We start from the raw sequence: 13,254 nt of genomic DNA, 5'->3' as shown, positions 1-13,254 counted from the left end.
GGTCAGGGTCTACGCTTCCAGACGTCGAAGGCGGCGTCGGACTCGCCGGCGACCGCCAGGTCGGCGATCGCGCGGCCGACGAGGATCGAGAACTTGAAGCCGTGCCCGCTGCAAGGGCTGGCGACGATCACGTCGCGGCGGGCCGGGTGGAAGTCGACGAGGAATCGCTCGTCGGGCGCCACGGTGTAGAGGCACGTTTCGGTGGCGACGATCTCGGCCCCGGCCAGCGAGGGGAGGTGCTCCGCCAGGAAGCCTCGGATCAGGGCGATGTAAGGGTCGGTGATCGTCGAGTCCGGCGCGTCCGGATCGGCGTCGGGGCCGTCGTGCCGCGCCACCTTGACGCCCGTCCCCAGGAACTCGGGCATGCCGTAGAACGCCTCGTCCGACGTCCTCCCCATGTGGATGAAGGTCGGGAACCGACCGACCTGGAATGGGGATGGGTCCCGGGGGCGGAAGTAGAGGACCTGCTGGCGGGTGGGGCGGAGCGTCGGGGCGAGTTCCGGGACGAGCCGGCCGATCCACGAGCCGGCCGCCAGGATCAGCCGCTCCGCCTCGATCGTCAGCCCGTCGGCGACGACCACCGGCCGTTCGCCTTCCAGGTCGATCCGGCGGATCGGCGTCTCGGCCAGGATCCGCGTGGACGGGCTGCGTCGGGCCAGCTCGATCATCGCCTCCTGGGCCCTGGCGGCGGCGAGGACGCCGGCGTCGGGCTCGAAGACGACCTCATAATCCGCCGGGAGCGTAAAGGTAGGCTGGGCGGCGTTCCAGGCGTCGCCGGTCATCGTGCGATGCGGGACGTCGAGTTCGGCGAGATTGGCGGCGACCCGGTCGACGTAGCCGACCCCCGGCGGGCCGAACGAGGCGCCCCCGGTGCTGACGTAGAACGCGCGGGCGGCGTCCGCTTCCAGTTCGCGCCAGGCGCGGAAGGCGGCGGGCATGAGCCGGGCGGAATCGGGATCGGCGTAGGAGTGGCGGGTGATCCGGGCCGCGCCGTGGGAGCTGCCGCGTGCGTGCCCGAGGCCGAACTGCTCCACCAGGACGACCGGCTCCCCCCGACGCGACAGGTGGTAGGCGGCGGCCGATCCGACCGCCCCCGCGCCGACGATCACGTTCCTGGCGACGAGAGACTCCATGCGGCGGGGCTCGCGGGGGATACTGGCGAGGGATGCGACGCCTCGTCAGCCTAACTCACGCGGGGGGGCGTTCAAAGCCCCAGGCGGCGGGCGAGGAACGCGACGAAGTCGCGCGGCACGCCGTCCTCGGGGTCGGGACGATCGCGGTAGTCGTCGTCGTGGACCAGAACGCACTCGATCCCCATCGGGTCGAGCCGCTCCTTGAGCGCGACGCCGAATTCGGGATGGTGGATCCCACGGCCCGGCGGGTCGTCCTCGGAGAGCGGCGCCCTGGGCTCGGAGTAGGCCAGGAACGCCGGCGGCGCCCCCGGCCCGACGTGGGTCAAAGGCGAGGCGTCTCGATAGAGCGCATCGAGGGCCGGGTCGTTCAGATCCGCCCCCGGCGCGAGCCCGAAGAACGGCCGGATCGCGACGTGATCGGCGGCCCTCCCGCCGATCCGCTGCTTGATGAACCGGGGGTCGTACGAGGTCTGCGCGCCGATGACGGCCGTGCAGGCGAGGCGGGACGACCGCCGAGCGACCGGATCCGGGTCCGAGGGGTCCGCCAGGTCGGGATGGAAGGCCAGCCAGAGGACGATCCCCGCCCCCGCCGAGTTCCCCGAGCCGGCGATGCGGTCGCCGTCGATCCCCAGCTCGACCGCATGCTCACGCAGGTACTGGACGGCGCGGCCGCCGTCGCGCATCGGCGCGGGGTACGGGGCCTGGCGCGAGAACCGGTAGTTGGCCGAGGCCACTGCGATCCCACGCTCCCGGCAGCGCCGGATCAGCCACGCCGGCACGCTCGACTTGTCGCCCCCCAGGAATCCGCCGCCGTGGAAGAAGATCACGACCGGGGCCGGGCGGGGAGGTCCCACGAGCGGGCCGGTTGGGAGCCAGAGGTCCAGCACGTTCCGCTCGAACGGGCCGTACCGCAGCCCCGCCCGATCGGGCCGATGCGAGATCGACGAGAGTGCGGCCATCCGGTCGCGCAGCCGCTCGAAGCCGTCGAGGGCCAGCGGCGCGACGAGTAGGGTCAGGGCCGACAGGGCCACGACGGGAGGGCGGTGAGACCAGCTCATGGGGACGCCTCGGGGTGGATCGCCCGCCGACGCAGGCCGGCGTTGCGAATCGACATAAAGAGCACGAGCCGTTCCAAGCTCCTTGGGAATTCCTCAAGTTTTCTCTCCGGCCCGCCGATGAGTCCGATTGCAGCGGCCACAAGGGGTCCGCGACCCGCTGGAGCGGCGGCCAACTCGCCTTGACCCCCCGACGGGGCCTGCTAAAAGAGCGGCGTTCGCCCACGACTCCGCATCGACTCGCCCGGTCGGATTGTCATTTCGGCCCGACCCGGCGGCGTTTTGTCGAATTTACCAGGGACGGCCGCTCCGCCGCGACGGGATGCGCGGCGTGATCCAGCAGCCAGGGACGGGAGCTCCACGCTCGTGAGCAAATCAAGGAAGAGGCGGCGGTCGCCGGCCGAGCGGTCGGCGCTGCTCCGCCGGATTCTGTATTTCGTCGTGATGGCCGCCACCGGGGGGAGCGCCGGCATCGGCGGCTGGCTCTGCAAGGACTACCCCCAGCTCCAGCCCATCATCGCGATGTTCCTGGGCCAGCCCGACGAGCCCGGCCGGGCGTCCGAGTTCAGGGACCCGGTCGGGGCGGCCGGGGAGACCGTCAAGGGCATGTTCGCGGAGTCGTCGAGCCGGCCGGGCGTCTACCAGGTGAGGATCGACTCCGTCCAGCTCGACCCCAAGGCGTTCACCCCGGGCCGCACGGTCGACATCCAGGCCCAGGTCCGGCGGATCGACGTCGACGGGGCCGAATCGGTCGTCTGGGAGAGCCGGACGTTCGGCGAGAACCTCGCGGTCGTCGGCCGCGACGAACTGTCGGCCCACTGGTCGAACCGGCCGTTCGAGATCGAGTGGCGGAAGGGGGACCGGTTCCTCGTCGAAGTTTGGGACCGCAAGGCGGGCCTCTTCTCGACCCGGTCCTTCCGAATGGCCCGGCGCGAAGTGGACTCCTTCCCGCTCGGCTCGGGGGAATTCGCCCTGGAGCCCGAGGGCCGCGTCCGCCCCGGCGCCGACTCCCCGCGGAACCGCATCGTCCTGGCCTCGCGCCGCACCGGGGATTCCGCCCGGCGGCCGGACCGGCCGCTCCGGAACGATGCGCCCGCCCCCGCCTCCGCCCCTGCCCGGAGGGGTCCCGACCTCCCCGCCCAGGTCGCCGAAGGCCCGATCATCATCCGCTGATCCCCCGACGGAGGCCCCGCCGTGACCGTCCAGCTCTCGGTCGATCGCTTTGAAGGTCGCGACAAGTCGATCGCCGTCCTCGTCTCCGAGGACGGCGCGTCGTGCGACGCCCCCCGCGCCTGGCTCCCGGAAGGCGTCGCCCCCGGCGACGTCCTGACCGTGACCTTCGAGCGCGACGACGAGGCGACCCGGAAGCTCGCCGCCGAGACGAAGAAGGTGCAGGGGAACTCGAGGCGACCGACCCCGGAGGGGACATCTCGCTGTGAAGTTCCTCGTTCGCCGCCGATTCCTGGCCCTCCTGACGCTGACGGTCGCGATCGTCGGCCTGGCCGCGCCAGCTTACGCGCAATGGCCCTCCCGGTCCCGGTCCGCCCAGATCCTGGCCGTCGACGTCCTGGACGTCGGCCAGGGAGACGCGATCCTGGTCCGCTCGCCCGAGGGGAAGACCGCGCTCATCGACGCCGGCCCGACCCGAGACGGCGCGGCGCAGCTCCTCAGGGACAAGGGGATCGAGGCGATCGACATCGTCGTGGTAACCCACCACCACCTGGACCACCACGGCGGGATGGAGACGGTCGTCCGCGAGTTCCGCCCCAGGTACTTCGTCGCCACCAATTCCTCGCACACCTCCAAGAGCTACCTCAAGCTCCTCCAGACGGTGAAATCCGAGGGCGTCACCGCCGTCGTCCCCACCTCCAAGCCCCGTCGCATCGAGCTGGGCTCGGTCAGCCTCACGATCCTCCCCCAGCCCCCGGAGGACCCCAAGGAGGAGAACGACAACTCGATCGGGATCCGCCTCCAGTACGGCGGCTTCTCCATGCTCATGACCGGCGACAGCGAGCCCCCCTCGCGACGGTGGTGGACGGCCAACTGCCCGGAACTCCTCCGCGATTGCTCGGTCCTCAAGCTGGCCCATCACGGCAGCCACAACGGCACCGACGCCTCGTGGCTCGACCTCGTCCGTCCCGAGATGGCCGTCGTCAGCGTGGCCAAGATCAACAGCTACGGCCATCCCCACTCCGAGACCCTCGAACTGCTCCGCGCGACCCAGATCCCCCTCGTCCGCACCGACCAGTGGGGGACGATCACCCTGGTCAGCGACGGCGAGACCTGGAACCTCGTCTCCTCCTCCCTGGCCCGCCGTCGCTCTCCTCGCGACGACTCCCGCATTGCAAACGGGGCCTCCGAACGCGTCGGCGCGCGATCCTCCCGCCGACGGTGATCCCCCGCCACATCGCCGACGCTCCAACGCCTCGCGACTCCCACCCGCGAGCCGAGGGTCGTCACGCAGGCATGCCGACGCCATAATCCTGGCGAAGAACGCGTGCGATCGCTAAAATCGGCGCGACCAGTCCGGAAACGACACCCGAGACGAGACATCACGACCATGCATCGCCGCACCGCCGCCCGGCGCGTCTCGCGCAAGGCCCAGCCGCTCGTCGAGCGGCTCGACGCTCGCGTGGTCCTCAGCAGCGCGGTCGGCCTCCCGACGGTCCAGCCGAGCTACCCGACCGACCCCCAGTTCGGCCTGCAATGGGGCCTGAACAACCGGTCCGACGTCGACGTCGACGCCCCCGAGGCGTGGCGGACGACCGCCGGCTCCTCCTCGACGATCGTCGCGGTGCTCGATTCGGGGATCGACCTGAACAACCCCGAGTTCAGGGGGAGGCTCTGGATCAACCCCACGGCGTCGCGCCGGGGTCGCGCCGTCCACGGTTGGAATTTCGTGGCCGGTTCCGGCGACGTCCAGGACGATTACGGCCACGGCACCCACGTCGCCGGGGTGCTCGGGGCCGCCGCGAACGACGGCCGGGGGATCGTCGGCGTCGATCGGAACGCCCGGATCATGGTCTTGAAGGTCCTGGACTCCCGAGGGGGCGGGACCCCGGAAGTCGCCGCGGCCGCCCTGATCTTCGCCGTCGACAATGGGGCGAAGGTCGTCAACGCGAGCTGGGCCACCGACACCTACAGCCAGACGCTTTACGACGCCGTCGCCTACGCCGACGCCAGGGGGGTGGTGGTCGTGACCGCCGCCGGCAACGAGGCGTCGGACGACGACCTCCGCCCGGTCTATCCCGCCGCCTTCGATCTCCCCAACATCCTGGTCGTGACCGCCGTCGATTCCTCCGGGAACCTGGCCGATTTCGCGAACTACGGCGCGACCACGGTCGACGTCGCCGCGCCCGGCGTCGGGATCTACAGCACGTTCGCATCGCGGTCCCGCTACGCGACGCTCTCCGGCACGTCGATGGCCGTCCCGTTCGCCACGGGCGTCGTCTCGCTCGTCGCGGGCCTCCATCCCGACTGGTCGGCCGAACGCCTCGTCGAGCATGTGAAGGCGACCGCCCGCCCCCTGGCGAGCCTGACCGGACGGACGACGACGGGAGGGCTCGTGAGCGCGGCGGGGGCCGTCGGCGTCGCGGGCTCGGGGCCGAACGGGGACGTGTACGTCGCCGGCTCCCAGGCGAGTCCCCGGCGGATCGCCGCCCGCGGCCTCCGTCCGGCCGTCGCCCGGGGCCTTCGCGGCGCGGCCGTCGCGCCCGTCTGGCGAGCGACCCCGGCCTCCCACCTCGTCGGCATGCGGGCGGCGGGGGCGTCGTGAGCCGATCCGGCGATCGGCCTTCCCCGGGCGGGGGCGTGCGAGTACGATGCCGGGCCCGTCCGGAAAGGGCGACGCGCATCGAGGACGCTCAAGGAGGAGCCGGCGATGTCACTCTCGATCCAGCCTTCGGCCCCGCTCCCCGGCGGGCCTGAAGATCGCCGCTTCGGAGCCCTGCGCGACCCGCGAACCTTCGTCCGGGTGTTCGTCGGGGTCTTCTTCCGCGACCTCGAATCGTTCTTCCCCGGCTGCCGGGTCGAGCCCCTGGACGCCGACGCCCCGGCGCGACCGGGATTCCCCCGGACGCGGAGCCGTCCCGGAGGCGGGATGGACTTCCGCATGATGGTCGAGGGGCCTCGGGAGGGCCGGGAGCGGGGGGTGGCCGTCTCGCTCTTCGGATCGTGGTATCGGATCGTCGCCGATGGGCCGATCGGGCTGGGCGAGGAGGACTTGCGGCTGATCCGGGCGATGGGCTCGGTGCTCGACCTCAACTACCAGATCCTGTTCCGCCGATCGCGGATGTCGATCCTCCAGCTCTTGCGAGGGATGCCCGAGGACCATTACGTCGCCGCCTGCCTGGAGCCCTCGGCCTACGCGCCGGCGGCCTCGGCGCCGAGCCGGGTCGCCGAGGCGATCCTGACGCTCCGCACGATGGCCCTGTCCACCTATGAGAACCGCCGCGTGACGACCGGGGCCCTGATCCTCGGGCCGTCGCCAGTCGCGGACGAGTCGGCCGCGCCGCCGGGGGCCCTCGCGTTCGGCGTCGAGCTGACCAGCCTGAAGAGCCTGCACCGGCTCTGCGACGGCCGCCGCACCCTCTTCCTGGTCGACCGCGACGGCCGGATGGCCGACGTCGTCGACGTCCGGCGATGGGTCGACCGCGACGGCGCCACCGCCGGCGCCGAGCCGGACGACGGCGGCTTGGAGGTCCCCTGCGCGCGGCTCTACCAGGCGCACGCCCGGGCCACGCGGGCGGGAGGACACGTCTGCCTGGTGCTGAGCCCGCATCAGGAGATCAAGGTGTTCGCCGGCGGGATGCAGACCTTCGTCTTCGCCCACGGTCGCTGGCGGGTGCTCGACCCGGCGTCGAAGTTCGCCCTCTGGCGGGAGTCGCTCGCCGACCCCCGACTCGCGCGCGTCCTCTTCCAGACGGCCCTCGAGCTGGCCGAGGAGCGCAAGGGGGGACTCCTCGTCGTCGTCCCCGTCCCCGCTGAGGTGATCGGCCGGTTGATCGCCCCCGAGGACGTCCTCGACTACCGGCGCGACGACCAGGACGACGCCGAGCCGACGTCGATCGAGCCCGGCGGGCCGACGCTCCACGTCGTCGACGACGAACGCGCGGTCGGCGAGATCCCGGCCTCGTTCGCGATCCCGGGCTTTCGCGGCCCCGGCGCCGGGCGGGGCGATTCCCCGTCCAAGCGCTCGATCCACTATCTGGCCGAGGGCCGGTCGCTGCTGACGCTGGACTCCTCGGTCGTCGAGGCCCTGGCCTCGCTCGACGGCGCCCTCGCGGTCGACGGCGAGGGGCGGCTGCTGTCCTTCGGCGCGATCCTCCGGCACGACCTCTCGCCCCCCGGCGACGGCCACCGGACCCCCTCGCGCGACACCGCCGAGGGCGCCCGGACGACCGCCGCGATCGTCGCCAGCCGATTCGGCCCGGTTCTCAAGATCAGCGAGGACGGCATCGTCTCCTGCTTCCTCGACGGCAATCGGGTCTGGGATTTGTGACTTGCCGCCGACCGCCCCGGAGCCGAAGATGAGGCGACGGATGCGGGACCAGGAGCGAAGGAGCCACGTGGAGTCGACATGAGGGACGAGACGGATTACACCCGGGAACTGGAGTTGGTGAAGGATCTGGCCCGCGAGGCCGCCGAACTGGCCCTGAAACGGTCGCGAAGCGTGACCCCGGTCGAGAAGGCGAACAACAGCTACGTCACCGACCTGGACAACGACCTGGAGAAGTTCATCCGCGCCCGCCTCGGCGCCGCGTTCCCGGACGATCTCCTCACCGGCGAGGAATACGCCCCGGAGGGGGGCGAAGGCCCCCGACGCTGGTCCATCGACCCCATCGACGGGACCGGCAACCTCGTCCACGGCCTCCCCTTGTGGGCCGTCAGCATCGGCCTGATCGAGGCCGACGTCCCGGTGCTGGGCGTGATCGCCGTCCCGCCGCTGGGCGAGCTCTACTGGGCGGTGAAGGGCCAGGGCGCCTTCCGCGACGGCGAGCGCCTGCGCGTCAAGGACGCCGACGCCTTCCACCTCCAGGACAACGTCTGCCTGGGGACCAACGCCATGCGCAAGGTCGACCCGCGCTCCATGCCGGGCCGGCTCCGCGACCTGGGGAGCGCCTGCTGCGAGCAGGTCTTCGTCGCCTCCGGCCGGCTCAAGGCCTCCGTCTTCCTGGGCGAGCAGGCGCACGACGTGGCCGCCGGCGTGGTCATCGCCGGCGAGGCCGGCTGCGTCTTCGGGACGCTCGAAGAGGGCCGGCTGGAGGCCACCGACGTGGTCATGCGGACGCCGATCGCCGTCCCCACGTTCGTCGCCCCGCCGCGGCTCCTGGACGCCATGCTCAAATCGGCGCGGCCCTACCCCGCGCCCAAACTCTCCTGACCGGACGGGACCGTCGACGATGGGATGCTGGGGAATCAAGAGCTACGAGAACGACGACGCCCACGAGGCGCTCGACCGGGCCTTCGAGCGCGTCCACGGCGACGCCTACGACGAGCTGATGGACGATCGCAGCCCGCTGAGCCTCGAGGACGTCCAGAAGAAGCTGGCGAACGAGCAGACCCTCGCCGCCGCGCTCGACCTGTTCGAGGACGAGGCCGGATCGAACCGCGACCTCTGGGACGACCTCGACCGGCTCGGCTACGCCGGGATCGTGGTGCGTCACGTGGAACTGGGGGTCCCCGCGGCGGCCGGCGTCGTCGCCTCGGCGATCGCCTTTTTGGAGGCCGAGGAGGTCGAATGGGAAGGCGAGGCCACGCACCGCAAACTCCGTCGCGACAAGGAGCTGACGATGCTCCGCGCCGCCCCCGGGACCTGACCGCCCACGCTTTCTCCGACGGGCCGCGATCCGTGCGTTATATTACCTGCAACAGCCGGCTTCCCCTCGGGGCGGCCGGTCGTCGGTTTTCTCGGCCCTCGGCCGGGGACAGGCTGGACGTGATCTTTAGGACCTTGTCGCGTTGCGGCGGCAGCGATTGCATCTCCGAGCTTCACCTTACCGCGGCCGGCAAGAAACAGCCGGGGAATCCACACTCGATCGTCAGTCCGGTTTATCAGGAGCCTGCGACCGGGCCTCTCGACCTGAATCTCCCCGAGCGGTCACGCTGGGGGACGTACGGGGAGGGGGGCCCGGGCCGACGCCTTCCGCTTTCGAGTCGTCCCCCCCACGTCGCGGCCTGCCTCCCGAACCGTGCGGATCGACCACTCCCGTGACCACTCCCACCCCCCGCCAGCCGTCCGACCCGGCCGCCGCCGGCCCCATCCCCGATCCCGGCCCCGCATGGGTTTCGCCGCGGCGCGACCTCGCCGTCGTCGCGATGATGCTCGCGCCGGCCCTCGCCGCCATCTGGTCGATCCCCTGGTTCCTCACCCAGGACGGCCCGGCGCACCTGTACAACGCCGCGATCATCATCGACTCGCTTCGCGGCTGCCCCGTGTTCGGCGATTATTACGTGGTCCGCTGGGAGCCCCTTCCGAACTGGGGCGGTCATCTCACGCTGACGGCCCTGCTCGCAACCTTCCCCCCCCGGACGGCCGATCGGCTGATGACGACCCTGACGCTCCTGGCGGTCGCGTTCGCGGCCGTCTGGCTTCGCGGCAAGGTCGCCGGGGGACGCCCGTCCGTCTCGGCGCGGGCGCTCGCCGCCCTCTCGGCCATGAGCTTCTCATGGCTCATGGGGTTCGCCAGCTTCCAGCTCGGCGCCTGCCTGTTCGCGGTCACCCTGGGCGTGTGGTGGCCGGGCCGCGACGCGCTGCGGCCGGGGCGCATGGCCGCGCTCGCGGCGCTGCTGACGGTGGGCTACTTCTGCCATCTCGTCAGCCTGGGCCTGACCGTCTTCGCGCTGGGCTTCCTGGCGATCGCCGCGCCCGCCGACTGCGGTGAACGTTCCTGGCGAGACCGAATCGTCCGTCTGGGCCTCTGCCTGTCCCCGCTCGTGGTCCTCGGCTTCGTCTACCTCGGGCTCTCGCGCCGGGGGGGGGCGATGGTCCCCCGGATGCCGAGGCCCGACGAGTTCCTCTCGATCGCCGGCTGGATGGGAAGGCTCGGGTGGGTGGACCCGGTGTCGCTGAAGATCAAGACGATGCTGCCGTTCACCGATCGATCGGCCGGGGCTTACCTCGCGTTCGCCCCGATCGTCTGGCTGGCCGCGGGGGGCCTGGTCCTGGGCCTGTCGGCCCTCCGGGCGTCTCAGGATGAGGATCGACCGGCGGGTGCGGGTGCGGGCGTGGGCGTACGACGGGCCTGGCTCGGCCTCTCGGCGCTCCTGATCCTCGCGGGGATCTTCGGGCCCGATTCGATGGGGCCGGGCCACGGGGACTACCTCCCGCAACGGGTGGCCCTGCTCGGCCTGATCGCCGCGATCCCCGCCATCGGCCCGCCGTCCAGGTCGGTGGTCGGCGGCCTCGGCTCGGCCGCGCTGGTCGTCGCCCTCGCGCTCCAATCCCTGAGCGTCTGGGACTACGGCCTGGCGACCGACCGGACGGCCGGTCGCATCGCGAGGGCCGCGCCGATGATCGGGGAGGGCCGCCGGGTCGGCACGCTGCTGGGGGACGTGCGGACCCCGTTCCGGGTCAACGCGATGCTCCACGCCGACTGCTGGCTGGGGGTGGACGGTGGGAACATCGTCTGGAGCAACTACGAGACCCGCCACTACTACTTCCCGGTCCACTTCCGCGACGATCTCCACCGCCCCGACCCGTACGACCTCCAGGAGATCGCCCTGCTGGGCACGGCCCCCGCGGCGGCCGAGCGCCGCCGGCTCTGGTGGGAGCGGCTGATGGACGAGTACCACCAGGCGATCGATGTGCTGCTGGTCTGGCGGGAAGATCCGGCCCTCGACGCCGTTTCGGCGAGGTGGTTCGAGCCGGACTCCCGCGACGGCGAGGTGCGGGTCTTCAAGCCTCGCGAAGCCCGCTGAGGGGGGGCCTCGCGGGACCGTGAGCCGGGTCGGTCACTCGGCGTCCTTGGCCTTCGTCAGCTCGAACAGGAAAGCCTCCCCTTCGACGGGGTCGAGGGAGGTCGGGCGGGCCTCGCCGGGAGGGCTCAGGTTGACGTAGAGCTTCTCTCCGTCGAGCTTGTAGACGCCCTTGGCGACCTTCCCCTTCACGTCGCCCGGCCCCTCAGTGATGTCGACGGTGAAGGTCGGGTGGGGCTTCGCCGCGTCGTCGACCGAAACCTTGCCGAGATACTGGGCCCCGTGGACCATCGCCTTGAAGGCGTCCCCCTTGATGGTCCACTTGGCCGGAACCTCGCTGTCGTCGCGGGTCGACCAGACGCCCTGGACCGACTTCAGCGCAGGCGAGGCGGTCGCATCGTCGCCTCGGGAATTCGCGGCGCCGATCGCCGGCCCGACGAGGAACGCCAGGGCCGAAAAGGTCGCCAGGGCGGCGAGGCGGAAGAGTCTCGAAGTCGAGAACATGGTCGCGGGGTCCTCCGGGAATGAGGGGGGAAAGGAGCGGCGAGATTCGCCGAAGGCGATTGGATCACGCGGTTGGACCGAAGGCAAGCCGGGGCCCGGCCGCGCGGTCGGATCTCGCCAGGCGGGCCGTCGAGAGGGTATCGTGGTAGGGGTCGGGGCCGGATCCGTCCTCCACGCGACCCTTCAACACGGCGGCTCGCCATGCGTCGATCTGAGAACGGCCCCCGGCTCATCGGGGTGATCGCGACGCTCCTGGCGGCGGGACTGCTCGGCTCGCCGGGACGTGCGGACGCCCAGTCCTCGCGACGCCCCGACCTGGACGAATCGACCACCGGATCGCCTCACGCCGCACGCCCCTCCCGTCCCGCCGGGGACGCCGTCGAGCCGGGGGACGACCGGACCTTCCGGCCGACCGTGGTGATCCGCATGGCGGGCTCGCAGGGGAGCGGCACGTTGATCGCCTCGACCGCCGACGTGACCCTCGTTTTGACGGCCGCCCACGTGGTGCGCGGCGAGGGGCCGATCGCGATCGAGCTGCACCGTTACAACCTCGGCCTGGAACGAAAGGCCGGCGGCGCCTGGCCCCTGATCGTCCCGGCCGAAGTCGTCGCGTCCGACCCGTCGGCCGACGTCGCGGTCCTTCGCCTTCGCCGGTCGCCCCCCCTCCCCTACGTCGCTCGGCTCTACGAGGACGAGGCCGAAGCCCTCGCGGCCGGCACGCTCGTCACCTCGCTCGGCGTCGATCTGGGGAGCCGGCTGACGAGCTGGAAGACGAAGGTGGTCGAGACCGCGCGGTTCCAACTGGAGAACGGCGACGTGGAGCGGCCGTTCTTGATCACGCTCAAGATCCCCGAGCACGGCCGGTCGGGCGGCGGTCTGTTCACCCGAGAGGGCCGGCTCGCGGGCGTCTGCGTCGGCCACGCCGAGATGATCGAGGGCCGTCGCATGGGGGTCTTCGCGTCGATCGAAAGCGTCCGGGGGCTGCTCCGCCGGCACGACCTGGCGGCCGTGGTCTCCCGGTCGTCGGCCCGCAGCTCCGGCGCGAGGCGGGGCCTATCCCCGACCTCTCGGCCCGCGTCCTCGGCGGCCGACTGATCGGGTCAGCGCCCCGACCCGGCTCGCCTGGGATCGAGCCGGCCCAGGAACCAGAGCATGATCAGGGTCAGCACGCCCGCGGCCCCCGCGAGCCTCGCATTCTGATCGAGGAATGCGATTAGCAACAGGAACAGCGAGACGGCCAGGCCCGCGACGGCCGCCCTCCTCACGTTGCGCGCGGCCGGAGACAGTCGGCGGCGGGGATCGACCGGCCGGGCGGGCCAGGCGGGCCGGGCCGGGTCGCGAAGGTCGCCCGAGGCGATCCAGGCCGCGGCCTGGACGCCCGCCCCCATCGCGAGGCCGCCCGCATCGCCGGGCGTCGGCGGGGCGAAGCCGGGCGAAGGCGGCAGGCCTGGCTTGCCGCAGGCCGGGCAGAGCAGCCAGCCCCGCCAGCGGCCGAGAATCGCTTCCAGCTCGACCCGGCAGTGCGGGCATTCATAGCGGACGTCGATCTTGCTCGGGACGCTCATGGACGATCCTCCTCCCGGCAACGATACGCGACGCCCCCAGGCGGGGGAAGTGAGCCGAAGCGGGTTCGCCCCGGCGCTCCC

General features: G+C 71.8%; 12 protein-coding genes and 1 pseudogene. 9 read left to right on the top strand and 4 right to left on the bottom strand.

Annotated elements, in window-relative coordinates; genetic code table 11:
- Positions 1-2 precede the first annotated feature (2 nt).
- Positions 3-1,133, bottom strand: a complete 1,131-nt coding sequence (solA, locus tag VT85_RS03995) for an N-methyl-L-tryptophan oxidase (protein ID WP_068410843.1) — start codon at positions 1,131-1,133, stop codon at positions 3-5.
- 71 nt (positions 1,134-1,204) lie between these two features.
- Positions 1,205-2,191, bottom strand: coding sequence for an alpha/beta hydrolase (locus VT85_RS03990; RefSeq protein ID WP_068410840.1), 987 nt, complete (start codon positions 2,189-2,191; stop codon positions 1,205-1,207).
- A gap of 363 nt (positions 2,192-2,554) precedes the next feature.
- Between VT85_RS03990 and VT85_RS03985 the strand changes: the two genes are divergently transcribed.
- From VT85_RS03985 to VT85_RS03955, 8 genes and pseudogenes are all read left to right on the top strand, one after another.
- On the top strand, positions 2,555-3,361 hold the full coding sequence (locus tag VT85_RS03985) for a hypothetical protein (protein ID WP_068410837.1): 807 nt from the start codon (positions 2,555-2,557) through the stop codon (positions 3,359-3,361).
- Between the two features lie 21 nt (positions 3,362-3,382).
- Positions 3,383-3,568 (top strand): annotated as a pseudogene (locus tag VT85_RS29935) (DUF3006 domain-containing protein); the annotation flags it as partial.
- A 55-nt stretch (positions 3,569-3,623) separates the two neighbouring features.
- A complete protein-coding gene (locus VT85_RS03980) occupies positions 3,624-4,583 on the top strand; it encodes a ComEC/Rec2 family competence protein (RefSeq protein WP_068410835.1) in 960 nt (319 codons plus the stop codon).
- A gap of 165 nt (positions 4,584-4,748) precedes the next feature.
- Positions 4,749-5,963, top strand: a complete 1,215-nt coding sequence (locus tag VT85_RS03975; protein ID WP_068410832.1) for a S8 family peptidase — start codon at positions 4,749-4,751, stop codon at positions 5,961-5,963.
- A 105-nt stretch (positions 5,964-6,068) separates the two neighbouring features.
- Complete coding sequence (locus VT85_RS03970) at positions 6,069-7,688, top strand: hypothetical protein (protein WP_082858339.1); 1,620 nt, start codon at positions 6,069-6,071, stop codon at positions 7,686-7,688.
- A gap of 78 nt (positions 7,689-7,766) precedes the next feature.
- Positions 7,767-8,570: an inositol monophosphatase family protein gene (locus VT85_RS03965; RefSeq protein WP_068410829.1), complete on the top strand. Its 804-nt coding sequence runs from the start codon at positions 7,767-7,769 to the stop codon at positions 8,568-8,570.
- 19 nt (positions 8,571-8,589) lie between these two features.
- The gene (locus VT85_RS03960) at positions 8,590-9,006 is read left to right on the top strand and encodes a hypothetical protein (protein WP_068410825.1); all 417 of its coding nucleotides are present in this window, start codon (positions 8,590-8,592) and stop codon (positions 9,004-9,006) included.
- A 391-nt stretch (positions 9,007-9,397) separates the two neighbouring features.
- Complete coding sequence (locus VT85_RS03955) at positions 9,398-11,107, top strand: hypothetical protein (protein WP_068410822.1); 1,710 nt, start codon at positions 9,398-9,400, stop codon at positions 11,105-11,107.
- A gap of 33 nt (positions 11,108-11,140) precedes the next feature.
- On the opposite strand, the gene VT85_RS03950 is transcribed toward VT85_RS03955, so the two are convergent.
- Positions 11,141-11,608 carry a hypothetical protein gene (locus VT85_RS03950; protein ID WP_068410819.1) on the bottom strand — a complete coding sequence of 156 codons (468 nt, stop codon included), beginning with the start codon at positions 11,606-11,608 and terminating at the stop codon, positions 11,141-11,143.
- Positions 11,609-11,809: 201 nt separating this feature from the next.
- Between VT85_RS03950 and VT85_RS03945 the strand changes: the two genes are divergently transcribed.
- The gene (locus VT85_RS03945) at positions 11,810-12,703 is read left to right on the top strand and encodes a serine protease (RefSeq protein WP_068410815.1); all 894 of its coding nucleotides are present in this window, start codon (positions 11,810-11,812) and stop codon (positions 12,701-12,703) included.
- A 5-nt stretch (positions 12,704-12,708) separates the two neighbouring features.
- Here the strand turns inward: VT85_RS03945 and VT85_RS03940 are convergent, their stop codons facing one another.
- Positions 12,709-13,173, bottom strand: a complete 465-nt coding sequence (locus VT85_RS03940; protein ID WP_068410812.1) for a hypothetical protein — start codon at positions 13,171-13,173, stop codon at positions 12,709-12,711.
- Positions 13,174-13,254: the final 81 nt, after the last annotated feature.

Source organism: Planctomyces sp. SH-PL62 (assembly GCF_001610895.1).
GTDB lineage: Bacteria > Planctomycetota > Planctomycetia > Isosphaerales > Isosphaeraceae > Paludisphaera.
This window is presented reverse-complemented; position numbering and strand designations above follow the sequence as displayed.

Bases quoted from the DNA above. Each gene is read 5' to 3' on its own strand.
- VT85_RS03975 (WP_068410832.1), top strand. From the start codon at position 4,749: ATGCATCGCCGCACCGCCGCCCGGCGCGTCTCGCGCAAGGCCCAGCCG.
- VT85_RS03960 (WP_068410825.1), top strand. From the start codon at position 8,590: ATGGGATGCTGGGGAATCAAGAGCTACGAGAACGACGACGCCCACGAG.
- VT85_RS03945 (WP_068410815.1), top strand. From the start codon at position 11,810: ATGCGTCGATCTGAGAACGGCCCCCGGCTCATCGGGGTGATCGCGACG.
- VT85_RS03940 (WP_068410812.1), bottom strand. From the start codon at position 13,173: ATGAGCGTCCCGAGCAAGATCGACGTCCGCTATGAATGCCCGCACTGC.
- VT85_RS03950 (WP_068410819.1), bottom strand. From the start codon at position 11,608: ATGTTCTCGACTTCGAGACTCTTCCGCCTCGCCGCCCTGGCGACCTTT.
- VT85_RS03990 (WP_068410840.1), bottom strand. From the start codon at position 2,191: ATGAGCTGGTCTCACCGCCCTCCCGTCGTGGCCCTGTCGGCCCTGACC.
- VT85_RS03965 (WP_068410829.1), top strand. From the start codon at position 7,767: ATGAGGGACGAGACGGATTACACCCGGGAACTGGAGTTGGTGAAGGAT.
- solA (WP_068410843.1), bottom strand. From the start codon at position 1,133: ATGGAGTCTCTCGTCGCCAGGAACGTGATCGTCGGCGCGGGGGCGGTC.
- VT85_RS03970 (WP_082858339.1), top strand. From the start codon at position 6,069: ATGTCACTCTCGATCCAGCCTTCGGCCCCGCTCCCCGGCGGGCCTGAA.